This is a genomic window from Arthrobacter sp. E1SS-5 (assembly GCF_057073715.1).
The window spans coordinates 2,115,482-2,134,577 of record NZ_CP172703.1 but is presented as its reverse complement, the minus strand read 5'-3'; the positions used below and the strand labels follow the sequence as shown (position 1 = coordinate 2,134,577).

General features: G+C 66.4%; 15 protein-coding genes. 9 read left to right on the top strand and 6 right to left on the bottom strand.

Going from position 1 to position 19,096, the window contains the following annotated elements; all coding sequences use genetic code 11:
- Positions 1-7: 7 nt before the first annotated feature.
- From sufD to ACIGJD_RS09815, 3 genes are read right to left on the bottom strand one after another with little or no spacing between them, the layout of a single operon-like run.
- Entirely contained in the window at positions 8-1,249 is a 1,242-nt protein-coding gene (gene sufD, locus ACIGJD_RS09825) for a Fe-S cluster assembly protein SufD (protein ID WP_483689352.1), read from the bottom strand.
- A complete protein-coding gene (sufB, locus tag ACIGJD_RS09820; RefSeq protein WP_058267275.1) occupies positions 1,249-2,712 on the bottom strand; it encodes a Fe-S cluster assembly protein SufB in 1,464 nt (487 codons plus the stop codon). Before sufB ends, sufD begins: the two co-directional genes overlap by 1 nt.
- Positions 2,712-3,518 (bottom strand): helix-turn-helix transcriptional regulator, encoded by an 807-nt coding sequence (locus ACIGJD_RS09815; RefSeq protein ID WP_483689351.1) that lies wholly within the window; start codon positions 3,516-3,518, stop codon positions 2,712-2,714. The genes sufB and ACIGJD_RS09815 overlap by 1 nt, the downstream gene beginning before the upstream one ends.
- A 171-nt stretch (positions 3,519-3,689) precedes the next feature.
- Here ACIGJD_RS09815 and ACIGJD_RS09810 point away from each other — a divergent pair, with 171 nt between their 5' ends.
- Genes ACIGJD_RS09810 through ACIGJD_RS09800 form a run of 3 tightly spaced genes read left to right on the top strand, consistent with a single transcriptional unit; the run spans position 3,690 to position 6,392 of the window.
- On the top strand, positions 3,690-4,658 hold the full coding sequence (locus ACIGJD_RS09810) for an ABC transporter ATP-binding protein (RefSeq protein ID WP_483689350.1): 969 nt from the start codon (positions 3,690-3,692) through the stop codon (positions 4,656-4,658).
- Positions 4,655-5,422 (top strand): ABC transporter permease, encoded by a 768-nt coding sequence (locus tag ACIGJD_RS09805; protein WP_483689349.1) that lies wholly within the window; start codon positions 4,655-4,657, stop codon positions 5,420-5,422. Before ACIGJD_RS09810 ends, ACIGJD_RS09805 begins: the two co-directional genes overlap by 4 nt.
- A gap of 7 nt (positions 5,423-5,429) precedes the next feature.
- Positions 5,430-6,392 carry a COX15/CtaA family protein gene (locus tag ACIGJD_RS09800; protein ID WP_483689348.1) on the top strand — a complete coding sequence of 321 codons (963 nt, stop codon included), beginning with the start codon at positions 5,430-5,432 and terminating at the stop codon, positions 6,390-6,392.
- A gap of 73 nt (positions 6,393-6,465) precedes the next feature.
- Here ACIGJD_RS09800 and ACIGJD_RS09795 read toward each other — a convergent pair whose 3' ends face one another.
- Both ACIGJD_RS09795 and ACIGJD_RS09790 read right to left on the bottom strand, forming a co-directional pair.
- Positions 6,466-8,736, bottom strand: a complete 2,271-nt coding sequence (locus ACIGJD_RS09795) for a SulP family inorganic anion transporter (RefSeq protein WP_483689347.1) — start codon at positions 8,734-8,736, stop codon at positions 6,466-6,468.
- A 290-nt stretch (positions 8,737-9,026) separates the two neighbouring features.
- Positions 9,027-9,983, bottom strand: a complete 957-nt coding sequence (locus ACIGJD_RS09790; RefSeq protein ID WP_286404024.1) for a heme o synthase — start codon at positions 9,981-9,983, stop codon at positions 9,027-9,029.
- A gap of 519 nt (positions 9,984-10,502) precedes the next feature.
- Between ACIGJD_RS09790 and tkt the strand changes: the two genes are divergently transcribed.
- From tkt to pgl, 6 genes are read left to right on the top strand one after another with little or no spacing between them, the layout of a single operon-like run.
- Positions 10,503-12,620, top strand: coding sequence for a transketolase (gene tkt, locus ACIGJD_RS09785; RefSeq protein WP_483689465.1), 2,118 nt, complete (start codon positions 10,503-10,505; stop codon positions 12,618-12,620).
- A gap of 24 nt (positions 12,621-12,644) precedes the next feature.
- The gene (gene tal, locus ACIGJD_RS09780; RefSeq protein ID WP_483689346.1) at positions 12,645-13,760 is read left to right on the top strand and encodes a transaldolase; all 1,116 of its coding nucleotides are present in this window, start codon (positions 12,645-12,647) and stop codon (positions 13,758-13,760) included.
- Between the two features lie 5 nt (positions 13,761-13,765).
- The gene (locus tag ACIGJD_RS09775; protein WP_483689345.1) at positions 13,766-15,397 is read left to right on the top strand and encodes a glucose-6-phosphate isomerase; all 1,632 of its coding nucleotides are present in this window, start codon (positions 13,766-13,768) and stop codon (positions 15,395-15,397) included.
- A gap of 14 nt (positions 15,398-15,411) precedes the next feature.
- On the top strand, positions 15,412-16,971 hold the full coding sequence (zwf, locus tag ACIGJD_RS09770) for a glucose-6-phosphate dehydrogenase (protein ID WP_483689344.1): 1,560 nt from the start codon (positions 15,412-15,414) through the stop codon (positions 16,969-16,971).
- Positions 16,968-17,909 (top strand): glucose-6-phosphate dehydrogenase assembly protein OpcA, encoded by a 942-nt coding sequence (locus tag ACIGJD_RS09765; RefSeq protein WP_483689343.1) that lies wholly within the window; start codon positions 16,968-16,970, stop codon positions 17,907-17,909. Before zwf ends, ACIGJD_RS09765 begins: the two co-directional genes overlap by 4 nt.
- 37 nt (positions 17,910-17,946) lie before the next feature.
- On the top strand, positions 17,947-18,717 hold the full coding sequence (gene pgl / locus ACIGJD_RS09760; protein ID WP_483689464.1) for a 6-phosphogluconolactonase: 771 nt from the start codon (positions 17,947-17,949) through the stop codon (positions 18,715-18,717).
- Here pgl and ACIGJD_RS09755 read toward each other — a convergent pair.
- Positions 18,670-19,068, bottom strand: a complete 399-nt coding sequence (locus tag ACIGJD_RS09755) for an RNA polymerase-binding protein RbpA (RefSeq protein ID WP_483689342.1) — start codon at positions 19,066-19,068, stop codon at positions 18,670-18,672. The two genes, pgl and ACIGJD_RS09755, sit on opposite strands and share 48 nt — an antisense overlap.
- Between the last annotated feature and the right edge of the window lie 28 nt (positions 19,069-19,096).

Below are 19,096 nucleotides of genomic sequence, written 5' to 3'. Positions count from 1 at the left end.
CCCGTTCCTAGTTGTCGGTTGCCGCGAGTTCGCGCTCAACAGCCTCGGTCAGGCGCTCTTCGAGGGCCGGGACCTTGATCTGCTGGATGATCTCGTTGAGGAAGCCGCGGACCACCAGGCGGCGGGCAACATCCTCGGGAATGCCGCGGGCCATCAGGTAGAACAGGTGCTCGTCATCGAACCGGCCGGTGGCGCTGGCGTGGCCGGCACCCTCGATCAGGCCGGTCTCGATCTCGAGGTTGGGCACGGAGTCCGCGCGGCAGCCGTCGGTGAGGACCAGGTTCTGGTTCTTCTCATAGGAGTCGGTGCCTTCGGCCTGCTTCTGGATCAGCACGTCACCCACCCAGACCGTGTGCGCACCCTTGCCCTGCAGCGCGCCCTTGTACAGGACGTTGGACTTGCAGTTGGCCACGTTGTGGTCCACGAAGGAACGGTGCTCCAGGTGCTGGCCGGCGTCGGCGAAGTAGAGGCCCAGGAGCTCGGCCTCGGCGCCTTCACCGGCGAAGCGGACGTTGGAGTTCAGGCGGACGATCTTGCCGCCCAGGGTTACGGCGATGTGCTTGTAAACGGCGTCCTTGGCAACCTCGGCGTCGTGCTGGGCCAGGTGCTTGGCGTCGTCTTCCCACAGCTGCACGGAAACCACGGTCAGCTGGGCACCCTCGCGGACCAGGACCTCAACGTTGCCGTTGTGGTCGGCGATGCCGCCGTGCTCAAGGATCACCACGCCGCGGCTGTTGGCCCCGGCCTCGATCACCACGTGGGAGTTGCTGCGGCGGCCCGCGCCGTTGCCGGTCAGGAGAACGCGTACGGGAGCGTCCAGCTCGGCATTGGCCGGGATGGAAATCAGCTGGGCGCCGCCCGCATTGGCGGAAGCGACGACGGCGGCACGGTCGGCGGGGACCAGGGTGGCACCACGGGGGGACTCGCCTGCGCCAAGGGTACGCTGCACGACGTCGGCGGGTGCCTCGACGGAAACGTCCAGGACGCCGTCTTCCGACGGAGCGTCGGAGAGCAGGTTGGCCAGTTCACGCACCGGCGTGAAGCGCCACTCCTCTTCCCGGCCGTTCGGCACGGCGAAGTCGGCCACGTCGTGGCTGGTGAGTCGCTCGGCACGGGAGGCCATGACCTGGGTGCCGTGGCTGTGGTGGCGGTCAACCTTGGAGGCGACGAGGTGTTCGCCTTCCTCGGTGAAACCTGCGATCGACGGTGCGCCGATGCGCGCCTTTTCGGTAGTTGCTTCGGCAGTCATTAACCGACGGATCCTTCCATCTGGAGTTCGATGAGGCGGTTCAGCTCAAGGGCGTATTCCATGGGCAGTTCGCGGGCGATCGGCTCGATGAAGCCGCGCACGATCATGGCCATGGCCTCGTCCTCGGGCATGCCGCGGGACATGAGGTAGAAGAGCTGCTCCTCGCTGACGCGGGAAACGGTGGCCTCGTGTCCCAGCTGCACATCGTCCTCGCGGATGTCGATGTACGGGTAGGTGTCCGAACGGGAGATGGTGTCCACCAGGAGGGCATCACAGCGCACCGTGTTGGCCGAGTGCTTGGCGCCTTCGCGGACCTGGACCAGGCCGCGGTAGGCGGCACGGCCGCCGCCGCGGGCAACGGACTTGGAGATGATGGAGCTCTTGGTGTTCGGCGCGATGTGCACCATCTTGGAGCCGGTGTCCTGGTGCTGTCCCTCGCCGGCGAAGGCGATGGACAGGGTCTCGCCCTTGGCGTGCTCACCCACCAGGTAGACGGCCGGGTACTTCATGGTGACCTTGGAACCGATGTTGCCGTCAACCCATTCCATGGTGCCGCCGGCTTCGCAGACAGCGCGCTTGGTCACCAGGTTGTACACGTTGTTGGACCAGTTCTGGATGGTGGTGTAGCGGACGCGGGCGCCCTTCTTCACGATGATCTCCACGACGGCGGAGTGCAGCGAGTCCGAGGTGTAGATCGGAGCCGTGCAGCCTTCGATGTAGTGGACGTAGGAGTCCTCGTCGGCGATGATCAGGGTGCGCTCGAACTGGCCCATGTTTTCCGTGTTGATGCGGAAGTAGGCCTGCAGCGGGATGTCCACGTGGACGCCCTTTGGCACGTACACGAAGGATCCGCCGGACCACACCGCGGTGTTCAGCGACGCGAACTTGTTGTCGCCCACCGGAATCACGGTGCCGAAGTACTCCTGGAAGATCTCCGGGTGTTCCTTCAGGGCAGTGTCGGTATCCAGGAAGATGACGCCCTGGGCCTCGAGATCCTCGCGGATCTGGTGGTAAACCACCTCGGACTCATACTGGGCGGCAACGCCGGAAACCAGGCGGCTGCGCTCGGCTTCCGGGATGCCCAGCTTCTCGTAGGTGTTGCGGATGTCTTCCGGGAGGTCTTCCCAGCTGGCAGCCTGCTTCTCGGTGGAACGGACAAAGTACTTGATGTTGTCGAAGTCGATGCCGGAGAGGTCTGCACCCCAGGTGGGCATGGGCTTGCGGTCGAAGTACTTCAGGCCCTTGAGGCGGAGGTCCAGCATCCATTCCGGCTCGCTCTTCTTGGCCGAAATGTCCCGGACTACCTCTTCATCGAGACCACGCCGTGCATTGGCGCCAACGTCGTTCTTGTCGGCCCAGCCGTACTCGTAGTTGCCGATGCCGTGGAGCTCGGGATTCTTTTCCAGAATCTCCGAGATCACAGTGTTTTCGGCTACTGCTTTCTCTGATAGTTGGTCCGTCATCACGGCCTTTCTTGCTGATGGTTGATTACTTCGTCCAGGCCGGCGGGGGCTGCCGCCGGCGCGGGGGCCGGTTTGGCAGACAGCCTGCCTGTAGGTATATGGGTGGTGCAGACGTGGCCGCCCCGCGCCAAGGTGGAAAGCCGGCGTACGTCCACTCCCACCAGCCTTGAGAAGACTTCGGTTTCGACGTCGCAGAATACCGGGAACCGGGCCGCGAGCTGCTGGATGGGGCAATGGCCCTGGCAGAGCTGCACGCTGGACAACGCCGCGGGCAGCGGCGCCTTGGCCTCGATGGTCGCGGCGGAAGCCACGAAGTTGTCCCGGCTCAGTGCGGTTGAAAGCGCGGTGGCACGGTCGCGGATGTCCGGCCCGGCCTGTTCGATTTCGGGCGCGTACCGGCGCTCCATGTCCGCAAACCGTTCCTCGGCGAAGGCCCGCACCGCATCCGGACCGGCAACCTTCTGCAACTCGTGAAGCGCCAGCGCGGCGATGTCCAGGTAGTCGTTGCCCAGGCTTGACTGGCCCTGGGAACTGAGGACGTAGCGGCGCGCGGGGCGCCCGGCACCTGCACCGGGCTTGGCAACCCGCTTGACTTCAATGACGCCGGCCCGCGAGAGGTGGTCAAGATGGCGCCGGACTGCCGCCGGGGTGAAGCCCAGCATGTCTCCCAGTTCGGCGGCGCTGACCGGTCCGTGTTCCAGGACGGCAGCGAGGACCCGATCCCGGGTGCGCTCGTCCGCATCAGCCACAGGACTGGATGCGGCACGACCGGGCCCGGCTACGGGCACAGCGGTGGTGTTGGTCATGGAATACACAACACAATCATGTCGTAATTTAGTCCCGGGCTCCAGTAAGGGCAGGCTGACCTGGGGGTTTTGAACCGATTATGACTGGGCAAGAATTTCCCGCACCCCTGCCCGGCCCCCGCGCCCGGTTGGCGGGACAGCGCTAAATACTACATCCCGTAGAATACTGTGGTGCGATCCCCCCAGTCCCCCGTCCTGTCCATCCATGGGCTCATCAAGGACGTCGGCCCCTTGTCCAGTTTGGACGGCAAGATGCTTCGGGTTGTCAGCGGCGTTTCCCTCGTTGCGGAGCGCGGACAGGTAACTGCCCTGCTCGGCGCCAACGGTGCCGGGAAGACAACAACCCTCGAATGCGCCCAGGGCCTGCAGAAGCGTACCGGCGGCAGCATCTCGCTGCTGGGCCAGGACCCTGCGACGGCCGGCGCTGAGCTTCGCTCCCGCGTAGGTGTGATGCTCCAGGACGGCGGCCTCCCGCCGTCGGCCCGGCCCCTGCCGCTCTTGCGGCATATCGCCGGGCTGTACGCCCACCCCTGGCCGCTGGAGGACCTGGTGGGCCGGCTGGGCATCGATACCTTCAGCCGCACCAGCGTCCGCAGGTTGTCCGGGGGCCAGAAGCAGCGGCTGGCGCTTGCCGCCGCCCTGATTGGACGGCCCGAAGTCCTGTTCCTTGACGAGCCCAGCGCAGGCCTGGACCCGCAGTCCCGGCAGCTCGTGTTTGACCTGATCGCGGAACTGCGTGACGGCGGGATGGGAATCATCCTGACCACACACCTCATGGATGACGCCCAGCGCCTGGCGGACTACGTCTACATCATCGACGGCGGACGGAACGTTGCCGAAGGGACCGTCCAGGAACTGCTGCAGCGCAGCCCGGTCACGGAACACGGCGCAGACCACGTCCGGACGCTCGCGTTCGAAGCCCCGGCCGGACTGGACCTGGCCGCTGTGCTCCCGGATGACGTGGAATTCTCCGAAGCGCGGGCCGGCAGCTACACGGTGACCGGCGCGCTCACGCCGCGCCACCTGTCTGCGCTGGCGCAGTGGTGGGAAGCGAAGGGCATCATGCCGGCATCACTGAGCCTTGAGGCGCGTAGCCTTGAAGACGTCTTTTTGGATATATCGGGAAAGGACATCCGATGAGCGGGGCAGCATTGCAGGAGACGCAGCAGCCGGCGTCCCTGGCGCGCCGCGTCCTGCTGCAGGGTAAGTACGAGGCACTGACCATGCTGCGGAACGGCGAACAGCTGATCCTGGCGATCGTGCTCCCGCTGCTGGCACTCGTCGGCCTGACCGTGACACCCTTCCTGGACGGCATGGGCTCCAGCCGCATCAACGTGGCCGTCCCGGGGATTCTGGCTTTGTGCGCCATGTCCACCGCCTTCACCGGGCAGGGCATCGCCACCGGTTTCGACCGCCGCTACGGCGTGCTCCGCTTCCTGTCCACCACGCCGCTGGGCCGGGGCGGCCTGATTGCCGGCAAGGTCCTTTCGGTCCTGGCCGTCCTGTGCATCCAGGTAGTGGTGGTCGGCCTTGTCGCGCTGGCCCTGGGGTGGCAGCCGACGGCGGCCGGCTGGCTTCCGGGACTGGCCCTGCTGGCGCTGGGCGCGGCGGCGTTCACCGCCCTGGGGCTGCTGGTGGCCGGGACCGTCCGTCCTGAGGCAACGCTGGCCATCACCAACCTGCTGTGGATCCTGCTGGGAGCCATGGGCGGCATCGTGATCCCTGCCGAGAGGCTGCCTGCCGCGGCGCAGGCAGTGGTGCATTTCCTGCCGTCCGGCGCTTTGGGCGAATCGATGCGCGCCGCCTTCCTGGGCGGGGCCGTGAACGGCGGCGCCGCCCTCATCCTGCTGCTCTGGACGGTTCTCGCCGGGGCTGCAGCCATCCGTTGGTTCAAGTGGAATTGAGATAATCGTGACCACGGCTTCACGCCTTCCCCAGTTCGCCGGCCGCCTGGCCTCGCGGCTCCCCCGCACCGTGGACGTCCGTATCCGCCGGCTCGCCGTAGCGTCCCTGATCGGCCAGACGCTCCTGGTGGTCACCGGCGGCGCAGTCCGGTTGACCGCATCGGGCCTGGGCTGCCCCACGTGGCCGCGCTGTACCTCGGACTCGATCGTGAACACCCCCGAGATGGGCATCCACGGCTTCATCGAGTTCGGCAACCGACTGCTGACGTTCGTGCTGGCCGCCGTGGCCGCCCTCATGCTGGTGTACCTGTGGAACCTGCGGAAGGAACGCAAGGACCTCTTCCTGCTGGCCCTCGGGCTGCTCGCCAGCATCCCCGCTCAAGCGGTGATTGGCGGCGTCACGGTCCTCACCAACCTCAACCCGTGGGTGGTGGGCCTGCACTTCCTGGTGTCGATGGCCCTGGTGGTGTTCGCCACCCTGTTAGTGAACCGCGCCTTCGGCCGTACCGGCCGCTTCCTTGCCGCCCGGCCCGCCGCACTGCCTTCCGTGCTGCGTCCGGTGACAGCCGCCGTCGCCCTTTTTTCCGCCGTCGCCGTGATGCTCGGCGTGGTGGTCACGGGGGCCGGGCCGCACGCCGGTGACGCCAACGCTCCCCGCAACGACCTGGACTGGGACCTGTTCTCGCACATCCACGCCGTACCGGCCTACCTGGTCACCGCAGGTACCGTCGTGGCCCTGGTGCTGGTCTCCAGGCGCCGCATCACCGGCAAGTTCCGCACCGCTGTCCTGATGCTCCTGGGCGTCACCATCCTCCAGGCCATCATCGGCTTCACGCAGTACTACAACGGCATCCCGGCGCTGCTGGTTGCCGCCCACATGCTGGGCGCGGCACTGCTGATGGCCGCATCCACCAACGCCTGGGACATCGCCCACTCCAGCGCGGTGGAAACGCGTACCGCGGTGAAATAAGGGGCCTCTATCCTGCCAGGCGCCCCGGCCCCGTTGGGACCGGGGCGCCTGCCCTTTAACCGTGCTGCGCGTGCTACCGGTCGGCCAAAGCCCTCCCCTGCAGCCCGGCGCCAAACCCGGCTTCCAGGTCCTCGATGCCGTCGGCACTGATGCGCAGGACCTTCGCCGTGGCAATGTCGTAGAACAGGCCCAGGGCCTGCACCTTTCCGGCCGCCAGCGCCGGTCCGGCCACGGGATGGTGTTCGAGTTTGGCCAGCTGCACAGCCACGTTGACCATGGCCAGCTGGTCCACGGTGCTGTAGCCGTCGGCCGCAGCCTGCCTGCCCACCGGATGCCCGGCAAGGAGTTCCGCGTAGCTGGGGCGGGCGTGGTCCAGCCAGCCAGCGAATTCCGGGCCGAGCGAGCTGTTGTCGCCGCCCTCAGCCTCTGCCATTACTGCCTTCATGGCACCGCAGTTGGAATGCCCGCAAATGACCAGGGACTGCACGCCAAGGCCGTTGACGGCGAAGGACAGGGTGGCGTCGATCGAGGCTTCCTGGCCCGCGCTGCTGCACATCACGTTGCCGACGTTCCGCAGGGTGAGCAGGTCCCCCGGACCGCTGCTGGTGATCAGGTTTGGGTTGACGCGGGAATCCACGCAGGCCACGAACAAGCTGTCCGGGTTTTGCGCGTCCGTCAGGTCATGAACCAGCGGACGCACCTGATGGGCGAAGCGGCGGTGGTATTTGTTGATGCCCAGCAGCAGCGGCACCGTGCGCGGCGGCAGGGGCAGTTCGGTGGCTTCCTCGCGCCGTGGAGCCCGGCTGGAAGCATCCCGGAACACGGTGTTCCCATGCTCTTCAAGGATCACCGTGGCGCCCGTGGCCTGGTGCTGGCGCTGCCAGGCCAGCAGGGCCTCACGGAACGAATGGTCCACATAGTCGGCATTCAGCTCCACCACCACATCAGCGCCGGCGGGAACGGACTGGAGTACCCCGCTAAGCTTCGGCAGCGCGAAGAAGCTGCACGAGCCGCCGACGGTCACACGCCAGGGCGACGGCGGGGCCGATGGTCGGTGGGCGCGGATGGGGGCGCGCAGTACACGCCACAGGACATTGGCGGCCGCGAGGGCCAGGCCGATCATCACTCCTTCGAGCAGGTTCAGGAACACCACGCACACCAGGGTCACGGCGTAAATGGCCAGGTCCCCGGTCCGGTGGCTGGTGCGGATGTCGGCCAGCTTGATGAGCCGGGCGCCGATCACCACCAGCAAACCGGCCAGGACCGCCAGGGGGATCAGCTGGATCAGCCCGGCAAAGAGGGCCGAAAACGCGAGGACCCAGACGCCATGCAGGATTGCGGACATGCGGGTGGTGGCGCCCGCCTCCACGTTGGTGGCGCTGCGGACAATAACGCCTGTTACGGGCAGTCCGCCGAGGGAGCCCGAGACGATGTTCGCGGCGCCCTGGCCGATGAGCTCCCGGTTGAGGTTGGTCCGGGGGCCGGTCTGCATTTTGTCCACGGCCACGGCGGACAGGAGGGATTCGATGCTGGCGATCAGGGCCATGGTGAGGATGGCAAAGGCAAAGGCGCGCCAGTTCCCGTCAGGAAGCTGCGGAAGCGCGATGGCATCGAGAATGGATCCGTCCAGGGAGATCCGCTCAACGCCTGGGGCAAACGCCACGGCCAGTGCGGTGCCCGCCGCGACCGCGGCGAGGGGGCCGGGCACCCGCTGCACAGCGGGCGGCAGGAACTTCCAGCACAGGAGGATTGCCACAACGGCCAAACCCAGCAGGGCAGCATGCAGTTCAAGGTTGGTGATGGCTGCGGGCAGGGCTGCGAGGTTTTCCAGTGCAGATCCGGCGGCCCGGGACCCGAGCAGCACGTGAAGCTGCTGCAGGATGATGGTGACGCCGATGCCTGCGAGCATGGCCTTGACCACTACCGGCGAGACGGCAAGGGCGGCGCGTCCCACGCGGCTGATTCCCAGGAGGAGCTGCACGACGCCGGCCGCGGCCGTGATGGCGCAGGTCACCTGCCAGCCGAATTCCTGGACCAGGCCGGCCACGACGACGGTCAGTCCCGCTGCGGGTCCGCTTACCTGCAGCGGTGAACCGCCAAGGCTTCCGGCGACGATTCCGCCAACGGCGGCGGCGATGAGTCCGGCCATGATGGGCGCTCCCGACGCGGCCGCAATGCCGAGGGAGAGCGGGAGGGCCACCAGGAACACCACCAGGGATGCCGGCACGTCGGCCCCAAGGTGGCGAAAGACCAGGGGTTGGCGGAAGGAGAACCGACCGCGGTTTTCCCTCCCTGCTGGCGGGCTGTGGCTGGGGGCGGGCACGGCGGACGGACGGGCTTCCATGGAGTTTCCTTTGCTTCAGGGGAAGGGTCCGCTCCACCGTAAGCAGGAACTTGGTTTTAATGACAGAAAAGGTGATCGATATGACAAATATGTCATGTCGTTGACCGGGGCAACAAATTTGCCGCCCGGACGCCCGGTCCGGGCAGGGACGCTCAACCGCCGGAGCGGAGGGAAGTGGGGCCGGCCATCTTCAGGGGCGGCGGCAGGTGTGGCCCGCCCGCTTAAACGAAACAGCGACCTCCGCGTGAAGCGGAAGCCGCTGCCCTTTCGGCCCAAATGGCGAACCCGGACTAGCCGATGATGGCATGCCCGATGAAGGGGTCCACCGCCAGGGCGATGAACAGCAGGGTCAGGTAGCTGATGGAGCCGTGGAAAACCTTCATGGCGCGCTTGTCCGGGATATCCTCGCGCTGCGCACGGCCGTACAGGGCGTGGGACTCATAGAGGAACCAGGCTCCTGCCAGGACGGCGGTAAGGGTGTAGACCCACCCGGCGCCGCCCGCCGGGATCATCAGCAGCGAGCAGGCCACCATGGCCCAGGCGTACAGGACCACCTGGACGGACACCACCTTGGCGCCGGCGATGGCGCCGAGCATGGGGACGTTGGCGTTCCGGTAGTCCTCGCCGTAGCGCATGGACAGGGGCCAGTAGTGCGGCGGGGTCCACAGGAAGATCACCATGAACAGGATGATGGCGGGCCACTCCACGGAATTGGTGACGGCGGCCCAGGCAATCAGCACGGGAAAGCAGCCCGCGGCGCCGCCCCACACAATATTCTGCGCGGTGCGGCGCTTAAGGATCATGGTGTAGATGACCACGTAGAAGAAGATGGCCCCCAGCCCCAGCCACGCCGACAGTGGGTTGGCGCCGAACCAGAGGATGGCGATGGCGGCTGCGCCAAGCAGCCATGAGAACACCAGCGCCTCACGCGGGGTGACCTCACCGGTGACCAGCGGCCGGTTTTCCGTGCGGTGCATCAGTTTGTCAATGTCACGGTCGATGTAGCAGTTGAAGGCTCCGGCACTGCCGGCCGCAAAAGCTCCGCCCACCAGGGTGGCGAGGATCAGCCCGATGGACGGAAAGCCGCGCTCCGCGTAGATCATGGTGGGCAGCGTGCTGACCAGGAGCAGCTCGATCACCCGCGGCTTGGTGAGGGCGAGATACGCCTTGGCCTTACGGGCAAACCCGGTGCCCGAGGCCCGGGATGCTTTCAGCGGCGTATCTGTTGTGCTCACGGTGGCAGTCACCCGTTCTGTGTGGCAGTTTGAGGCTGGCAGTGCAGCTCCGGTCGTGCGGCCCGGGCCCGGGCACGGCACTAAGGAAGGAAATGCATCAGGTGCGTGCAACAGCCGGGGAACCCCGGACGGCGATAGAGATGCGCGCCCGGCGTTGGCCTCCGAATATCATACCGCGCCGAGGGCCGTGTCCCCGCCCCGCGATATGCACATTTGATCGCTCACGCGCCCATTCGAGCAGATTAACTCACGGCGTCGTGACGGTGATTCACAAAAGGGGAAATTGCGTCCACAACGTGAGATTTGGCCCGCCCGGAGTATGGATAAGAGCTAAGCTGTCACAAGATCAGCACGCAGCAAGAAAGCGGTGGAATACGCATTCCCGCTGCTGTCCGTGACTGAATGCAAGGATCAACGTTTCGATGGCGGACGGCTGGTACACACCGCAGCGGGCGCCACACAAGCGCCCTCAACCGGATCCGGTGTACGGCCGCCGCCAGCACAGAGAGGGGCCCGGTTTTCGTGCCACATTTGGAAGAGCAAGAACTGTCATGGACCAGCTTGGACCAGAAGGCGGTGGACACCATCCGCGTCCTGGCCGCCGACGCCGTGGAGAAGGTGGGCAACGGACACCCGGGAACCGCCATGAGCCTGGCTCCAGCCGCCTACCTTCTCTTCCAGAAGCTGATGCGCCATGATCCGCGCGATCCGCAGTGGCTGGGCCGCGACCGGTTCGTCCTGTCCCCCGGCCACACGTCGCTGACCCTTTACATCCAGCTGTTCCTCTCCGGCTACGGGCTGGAACTGAAGGACCTGGAGGCACTGCGCACGTGGGGCTCACTGACCCCCGGCCACCCGGAGTACAAGCACACAGCCGGCGTTGAGATCACCACCGGCCCGCTGGGCCAGGGCCTGGCATCCTCGGTCGGCTTTGCGTACTCCCAGCGCCGCCAGCGCGGCCTGTTCGACGCCGACGCTCCCGCCGGCCAGTCGCCGTTCGACCACACCATCTGGGTCATCGCCTCCGACGGCGACCTGCAGGAAGGCGTCACCGCCGAAGCCTCGTCGCTGGCCGGACACCAGGAACTCGGCAACCTCGTGGTCATCTACGACGAGAACCACATCTCCATCGAAGACAACACCGACATCGCCTTCACCGAGGATGTGCTCAAGCGTTACGAAGCCTACGGCTGGCACACCCAGCGCGTGGACTGGACCCGCACGGGCGAATACAAGGAAGACGTCCAGGAGCTTTACAGCGCCCTGCTGGCGGCCAAGGCCGAAACTTCAAAGCCGTCCATCATCTCGCTGCGCACCATCATCGGCTACCCGGCACCCAAGAAGCAGAACACCGGAAAGATCCACGGCTCCGCCCTCGGCGGCGACGAGGTTGCCGCGCTGAAGGAAGTCCTCGGCTTCGACCCCGCCAAGTCCTTCCAGGTGGACCAGGAAGTCCTGGACCACGCCCGCCAGGTGGTGGAACGCGGCGCCGCAGAGCGCAAGGAATGGGAAGAGTCCTTCACCGCATGGCAGGAAGCCAACCCGGAAGGCGCCGGCCTCCTGCAGCGCCTCGAGGCCCAGGAACTGCCCGCCGGCGTCGACGCAGCCCTCCCGGTCTTCCCGGCCGGCAAGGACGTGTCCACCCGCGCGGCATCGGGCAAGGTCCTGAACGCACTCGGCCCGGTCCTGCCCGAACTGTGGGGCGGTTCGGCCGACCTTGCGGAGTCCAACAACACCACCATCGAGGACTCGCCGTCCTTCGTCCCTGCCTCCAAGCAGACGGATGCATGGTCCGGCAACCCTTACGGCCGCGTCCTGCACTTCGGCATCCGTGAGCACGCTGCCGCCTCGATCGTGAACGGCATCACCCTGGCCGGCAACACCCGCGCGTTCTCCGGCACCTTCCTGATCTTCTCCGATTACCAGCGGCCCGCCATCCGCCTCGGCGCCCTGATGGGTGTACCGTCCCTGTACGTCTGGACCCACGACTCCATTGGCCTGGGCGAGGACGGCCCCACCCACCAGCCGGTTGAGCAGCTCGCCTCACTGCGCGCCATCGTGGGCCTGGACGTTGTCCGCCCCGGCGACGCCAACGAGGTGGCGGCAGCATGGAAGACCATGCTGGAAAACCACGCCAACCCGGCAGGCATCGTCCTGACCCGCCAGAACATTCCCACCTGGGAACGCGGCGAGGGCGACGCCGACGGCGACACCTTCGCGTCAACGGCGGGCGTGGCAAAGGGCGGCTACGTCCTGGCTGAGTCATCCAAGGACGGCGCCACCGTACCGGCCGACGTCATCCTGATTGCCACCGGTTCCGAGGTCCAGCTGGCCGTCCAGGCCCGCGAAGCACTGCAGGCCGAAGGCATCGCAGCGCGGGTCGTGTCCATGCCGTGTGTTGAATGGTTCAAGAAGCAGGACGCCGCCTACCGCGAATCCGTCCTGCCGGCCGCCGTCAAGGCACGTGTTTCGGTTGAAGCAGGACTGGCCCTGGGCTGGCGCGAATTCGTCGGCGACGCCGGCCGTTCCGTCAGCCTTGAGCACTACGGCGCTTCCGCCGACTACAAGCGGCTGTTCCAGGAGTTCGGCATCACGGCAGAAGCAGTTGCCGCCGCCGCCAAGGACTCCCTCGCCGCCACCCAGGCCTAAACCCAAATTTCAGGAGATACAGCAATGACTACTCCCACCCAGCAGCTCTCCGACGCCGGAGTTTCCATCTGGCTCGACGACCTTTCCCGCGGACGCCTGGAAACGGGCACCCTCCGCAAGCTCATCGAGGAGAAGAACGTGGTTGGTGTGACCACCAACCCGTCGATCTTCCACGCCGCCATCACGTCCGGCACTGACTACGACCAGATCATTGCCGGCAAGGCGGCAGAAGGTGCCAGCGTGGAGGACACGATCTTCGAGATCACCACCACCGATGTCGCCGATGCCTGCGACCTGTTCGCCCCCGTTGCGGCCGCCACCAAGGGCGTGGACGGGCGCGTTTCCATCGAAGTGGACCCGCGCCTCGCCTGGGACACCGCAGGGACCATCGCCGAGGCCAAGCACCTCTCCCAGCGCGTCAACAAGGACAACGTCCACATCAAGATCCCGGCAACCATCGAGGGCCTCGAAGCCATCACGGCAACCCTGGCCGAGGGCATCAGCGTCAACGTGACCCTGATCTTCTCCCTGGAGCGCTACCGTGCGGTCATCAACGCCTTCCAGTCCGGACTGGAGCAGGCCAAGGAAAAGGGCCACGACCTGTCCAGGATCCACTCCGTCGCCTCGTTCTTTGTCTCCCGCGTGGACACCGAAATCGACAAGCGCCTGGACAAGATCGGCACCGACGAAGCCAAGGCCCTGAAGGGCAAGGCCGGCCTGGCAAACGCCCGCCTGGCCTACCAGGTCTATGAGGAGCTGTTCGCCACCGAGCGCTGGGCCCTGCTGGCCGATGCCGGTGCACTCCCCCAGCGCCCGCTGTGGGCTTCCACCGGTGTCAAGGACCCGGCCTACCCGGACACCCTGTACGTCACCGAACTGGTGGCGCCCGGCGTCGTCAACACCATGCCGGAGAAGACCCTGGACGCCACCTACGACCACGGCGTGGTCACCGGCGATACCGTCAAGGGCACCTACGATGACGCCAACGCCACGCTCGACGCCCTGGAAAAGCTTGGCGTGTCCTACAACGAGGTCGTCGCACTCCTCGAAACCGAGGGCCTGGACAAGTTCGTGGCCAGCTGGAAAGAACTGCTGGCCGACGTCGAAGGCGCCCTCGCCTCTGCACGGAAGGCTTCCTAACACCCATGAGCACTCTCAGCTACGACGCCACCGGCGCTGCCCAGCAGGCGCTTGAGCAGCACATTCCCGCCCTGGTCGAGGAGCGGATTGCCACCCGGATTTTTGCCAAGGACCACACCCTGTGGGGTCCCGACGCGGAGTCCGAGTCGGCAATCCGCCTCGGATGGGTGGAGGCAGCCACAGTCTCCCAGCCCCTGGTCAAGGACATCCTGGAACTCCGTGATGCCCTGCGTGCCGAAGGAGTCAACCGGATCGTGCTTTGCGGCATGGGCGGATCCTCCCTGGCCCCTGAGGTGATCGCGGGCACAGCCGGCGTCGAGCTGACAGTGCTGGACAGCACTGACCCGGACCAGGTCAGGGCCGCCCTCGCGGACCGGCTGGCCCAGACCGCCATCGTGGTCTCGTCCAAGTCCGGTTCAACCCTGGAGACCGATTCCCAGCGGCGCATCTTCGAGCAGGCCTTCACCGAGGCCGGCGTGGACGCCAAGAGCCGGATCATCATCGTCACGGATCCTGGCTCCCCGCTGGACAAGGCCTCCCGGGAGGCTGGCTACCGGGCCGTCTTCAACGCAGACCCCAACGTTGGCGGCCGCTACTCCGCCCTGACCGCTTTCGGCCTGGTCCCCTCCGGCCTGGCCGGCGTGGACATCCAGGCCTTCCTGGACGAGGCCGAGGAAGCTTGCGAAATCCTCAACGATGACGCACCCGAGAACATCGGGCTGGCCTTGGGCACCGCCCTGGGCGGAACCAATCCGCTGCGGAACAAGATCGTCATCGCCGAAGACGGCTCCGGAATCGTTGGCTTCGCCGACTGGGCCGAACAGCTCATCGCCGAATCAACCGGCAAACTGGGCACTGGCATCCTTCCGGTGGTTGCAGGTCCGCAGGCCCCCGAGGTCACGTCCGGCGCGTCCGACGTCCTGGTGGTCCGGCTGGTAGCAGCGGACGCCGACGTCGAACTCGGCGAAAACCAGGTGGCCATCGCCGGCGGCCTCGCCACCCAGATGATGGTGTGGGAGTTCGCCACCGCCGTGGCCGGCCGCCTGCTCGGCATCAACCCCTTCGACCAGCCCGACGTCGAGGCCGCCAAGGTGGCTGCGCGCGGACTGCTGGACGCCCAGCCGGAACCCACTCCGGCCGCGTTTGTTGACGGCGCCATCGAGGTGCGGGGCGGTGACTGGCTAGGCGACGCGGCGACGGCAGAAGGTGCCGTCAAGGCTCTGCTGGGCACGCTCGCCTCCGACAGCTACCTGAGCGTCCAGGCCTACTTTGACAGGCTGGCGTTCGCGGGGCTCGAGGGCATCCGTGACGAACTGGCGGCCGTCACCGGCCGCCCGGTGACCTTCGGCTGGGGCCCGCGGTTCCTGCACTCCACCGGCCAGTTCCACAAGGGTGGTCCGGCCATCGGCGTCTTCCTCCAGGTCACCGCCGCTCCCACCGAGGATTTGGGGATCCCGGACCGCCCGTTCACCTTCGGCGAGCTGATCGCCGCACAGGCCGCAGGCGACGCCCAGGTCCTGGGTGAACACGGCCGTCCCGTGCTGCGCCTCCACCTCACTGACCGTGCCGCCGGCGTGGCCCAGCTGCAGGACGTCGTCGCTGCACTGTCCACCCGCGCATCCGCAACCGAAAGCTAAGGCGCAAAAGCAACATGCCAGAAACTGAATACGGCCGGAAGGGCGCGGGCCGCGCGCGTAATCCGTTGCGTGATCCGCGTGACCGTCGTTTGAACCGGATCGCCGGTCCGTCGTCGCTTGTGTTGTTTGGGGTGACCGGGGACCTTGCGCGGAAGAAATTGATGCCGGCTGTGTATGACTTGGCCAACCGAGGGTTGTTGCCGCCGAGTTTCGCGTTGGTGGGTTTCGCCCGCCGGGAGTGGGACAAGGAGGATTTCGCCGCTGAGGTGAAAGCCTCCGTACAGGCCCATGCCCGGACGCCGTTTGATGAGGCGGTCTGGAACCAGTTGTCCGAGGGCATCCGGTTTGTCCAGGGCGAGTTCGACGACGACGCAGCGTTTGAGCGGCTTGGCGAGACCATCAAGGAACTCGACGATGTCCGCGGCACCCGCGGGAATCACGCGTTCTATCTGTCGATCCCGCCCAAGGCGTTCGAACAGGTCTGCCGGCAGCTGTCCAAGCACGGCCTGGCGCAGGCCGAAGGGGATAAATGGCGGCGCGTGGTGATCGAGAAGCCGTTCGGACACGACCTGGAATCGGCGCGGAAGCTGAACGACATTGTCGAATCGGTGTTTCCGCCGGATGCGGTGTTCCGGATTGACCACTACCTGGGCAAGGAAACGGTTCAGAACATCCTGGCGCTGCGTTTCGCGAACCAGCTGTTCGAGCCGCTCTGGAACGCCAACTACGTGGACCATGTCCAGATCACCATGGCCGAGGACATCGGCACCGGCGGCCGGGCAGGGTACTACGACGGCGTCGGCGCGGCCCGGGACGTGATCCAGAACCACCTGCTGCAGCTGCTGGCGCTGACGGCGATGGAAGAACCGATCTCGTTCAACGCCGATGACCTGCGCGCGGAAAAGGAAAAGGTCCTCGCCGCGGTCAAACTCCCCGAAGACCTCTCCACCCATTCGGCCCGTGGGCAATTCAGCGGTGGCTGGCAGGGCGGCGAGCAAGTCCTGGGCTACCTGGAGGAGGAAGGCATCCCCGCGGACTCCACCACGGAAACCTACGCGGCGGTCCGGGTGGACATCCACACCCGCCGCTGGTCCGGGGTGCCGTTCTACCTGCGCGCGGGCAAGCGTTTGGGCCGGCGGGTGACGGAGATCGCGGTGGTGTTCAAACGCGCCCCCAACCTGCTCTTCCGGGACCACGGCGAGGATGACTTTGGGCAGAACGCGGTGGTGATCCGGGTCCAGCCTGACGAAGGTGTGACTATCCGGTTCGGCTCCAAGGTCCCCGGCACCCAGATGGAAGTCCGCGACGTGACCATGGACTTCGGCTACGGGCACTCGTTCACCGAATCCAGTCCTGAGGCCTACGAACGCTTGATCCTGGATGTGTTGCTGGGTGAGCCGCCGTTGTTCCCGCGGCATGAGGAAGTGGAGCTGTCCTGGAAGATCCTTGACCCGTTCGAGGAATACTGGGCGTCGCTGGACGAACAGCCCGAACCCTACGCCCCCGGTTCCTGGGGCCCCGCCAGCGCTGATGAGCTGCTGGCCCGTGACGGACGAACCTGGAGAAGGCCATGATCGTAAACCTGCCCGATACCACCACGTCCAAGGTCTCCAAGAAACTCATGGCCCTGCGTGAGCAGGGCGGCGTGATCGCCCTGGGGCGGGTCCTGACCCTCGTGGTGGTCACCAAGTCCGGGCTGGAGGAAGAAGCGATCGAGGCCGCGAACGACGCCTCCCGCGAACATCCCTGCCGGATCATCGTGCTCGCCGACGCCGGGAAGGACGCCAGGGACCGGCTGGACGCGCAGATCCGCGTCGGCGGGGACGCCGGGGCCTCGGAAGTGATCGTGCTGCGCGGCTACGGTCAGCTCGCGCACGAATCCGAGTCCCTGGTCGCCGCGCTGCTGCTTCCGGACGCCCCGATCGTGGCCTGGTGGCCGCACGGCGCGCCCGAGAACGCCTGCGAAACCTCCATCGGTGCCATCGCGCACCGAAGGATCACCGACTCCGCGAACGAACCCGACCCCCAGGCCGCGCTCGAACGCATCCACCGCACCTATAAGGCCGGCGACACCGACCTCGCCTGGACGCGCCTCACCAACTGGCGCATCCAACTCGCTGCAGCCCTTGATGAAGTGGATTCCTCCCCGGTGACGGCCGTCGCCGTCGAGGGCGCCTCGGACTCACCCTCCACGATCCTGCTGGCGGCCTGGCTCACCCTGACCCTGGATGCCCCCGTGACCATTGTGGCGGACCCGGCCGGAACCGGGATCCGGCGCGTCCGGCTCACCCGACCGGGCGGCGATGTCCAGCTCTTCCGGCCGGGACTGTCCGTGGCGGAACTGACCCAGCCGGGCCAGCCGGCCCAGCGGATCTCGCTCCCGCGACGCAGCCTCCGTGACTGCCTTGCCGAAGAACTCCGCCGCCTGGACCCGGATGAAGTGTTTGGTGAAGTGATTACTATTGGACTGCCACGTACCAATCTAAGGAGCGTCCGACCCAGTGAGCGTTGACCCACGAGTAAGCATCCATCCTGATTCGTCCGTCCTTATGGCCGCCATCGCTGCACGCCTGATTACCAAGCTCGTCGATGTGCAGGACAAGTACGGCGAAGCCACCGTGGTGCTCACCGGGGGAACCGTGGGGATCGGCACGCTGAAGGCCGTTGCGGACTCACCGGCGGCGCCCGCCGTCGACTGGTCCAAGGTCAACTTCTGGTGGGGTGACGAGCGCTTTGTTGGCTCTGCAGATCCGGACCGCAACACCAAGCAGGCGTTCGATGCGTTGCTCTCCCACATTCCGGTAGACCCGGAGCGCATCCATTCGCCCGGCTCCGCTGACGATTTCGACACTCCCGAGGAGGCCGCGGATGATTACGCCCGGCAACTGAGGGAAGCGGCAGCGGCCGAGCATGCGGCGGACATGTCCGACGACCGGCCGGAGGAACCGTCATCGCTCCCCCGGCTTGACGTGGTGCTGCTTGGTGTAGGCCCCGATGCCCATATCGCATCGCTGTTTCCGGAGCAGGCCGGGATCCGGGAAAAGGACCGCACGGTGGTGGGCGTCCGGAACTCCCCCAAGCCGCCGCCGCTGCGGATCTCCCTGACCCTTCCCGCCATCAATACGGCGGCCGAGGTGTGGATGGTGGTAGCCGGCGAAGACAAGGCAGGGGCAGTAGGTCTTGCCTTGGCCGGAGCCAACCCTGTGCAGGTGCCGGCCTCAGGCCCCCGCGGCACCTCCCGCACCCTGTGGCTGATTGACGAGAACGCAGCCTCACGTGTCCCGCAGCAGCTGGTCCGGAAGGACGCCGCGGGCGCGTAGCTTTTCCAGTGCTCCGGCCAGGACATCTTCGGCGTCCTGGCCGGAGCGCCGCTCTTTAACGTATTCCAAGTGGGTCTTGTAGCCGTCGTCGAAGGGGTCGTCCGGCGCCGGTGCCTGGCTGTTACGGGTGGCCGTGCCGCCGCAGCGCCTGCAGTCCCACGTCACGGGAATCTGATCCTCAGGCATCTTCAGGAACACGGGCTGGGTTTCGTGGCCCTTGGCGCACCAGTAGGACACCCTGATGCGCGGCAAAGGCTGGGACGACGTGTCATCATTCGATTGCAGCGTCGAGCCGGAACCTGCTATCACACCGGCGCGGGTGCCCCGGAAGCCTGATGCTGGGTGGACCATTGCAACTCCTGCCTCATGTCCGCGTTCA

Excerpts from the sequence above, each read along its gene's own strand:
- sufD (WP_483689352.1), bottom strand. The coding sequence starts at position 1,249 with ATGACTGCCGAAGCAACTACCGAAAAGGCGCGCATCGGCGCACCGTCG.
- sufB (WP_058267275.1), bottom strand. The coding sequence starts at position 2,712 with ATGACGGACCAACTATCAGAGAAAGCAGTAGCCGAAAACACTGTGATC.
- ACIGJD_RS09815 (WP_483689351.1), bottom strand. The coding sequence starts at position 3,518 with ATGACCAACACCACCGCTGTGCCCGTAGCCGGGCCCGGTCGTGCCGCA.
- ACIGJD_RS09805 (WP_483689349.1), top strand. The coding sequence starts at position 4,655 with ATGAGCGGGGCAGCATTGCAGGAGACGCAGCAGCCGGCGTCCCTGGCG.
- ACIGJD_RS09795 (WP_483689347.1), bottom strand. The coding sequence starts at position 8,736 with ATGGAAGCCCGTCCGTCCGCCGTGCCCGCCCCCAGCCACAGCCCGCCA.
- tal (WP_483689346.1), top strand. The coding sequence starts at position 12,645 with ATGACTACTCCCACCCAGCAGCTCTCCGACGCCGGAGTTTCCATCTGG.
- ACIGJD_RS09775 (WP_483689345.1), top strand. The coding sequence starts at position 13,766 with ATGAGCACTCTCAGCTACGACGCCACCGGCGCTGCCCAGCAGGCGCTT.
- zwf (WP_483689344.1), top strand. The coding sequence starts at position 15,412 with ATGCCAGAAACTGAATACGGCCGGAAGGGCGCGGGCCGCGCGCGTAAT.
- ACIGJD_RS09765 (WP_483689343.1), top strand. The coding sequence starts at position 16,968 with ATGATCGTAAACCTGCCCGATACCACCACGTCCAAGGTCTCCAAGAAA.
- pgl (WP_483689464.1), top strand. The coding sequence starts at position 17,947 with ATGGCCGCCATCGCTGCACGCCTGATTACCAAGCTCGTCGATGTGCAG.
- ACIGJD_RS09755 (WP_483689342.1), bottom strand. The coding sequence starts at position 19,068 with ATGGTCCACCCAGCATCAGGCTTCCGGGGCACCCGCGCCGGTGTGATA.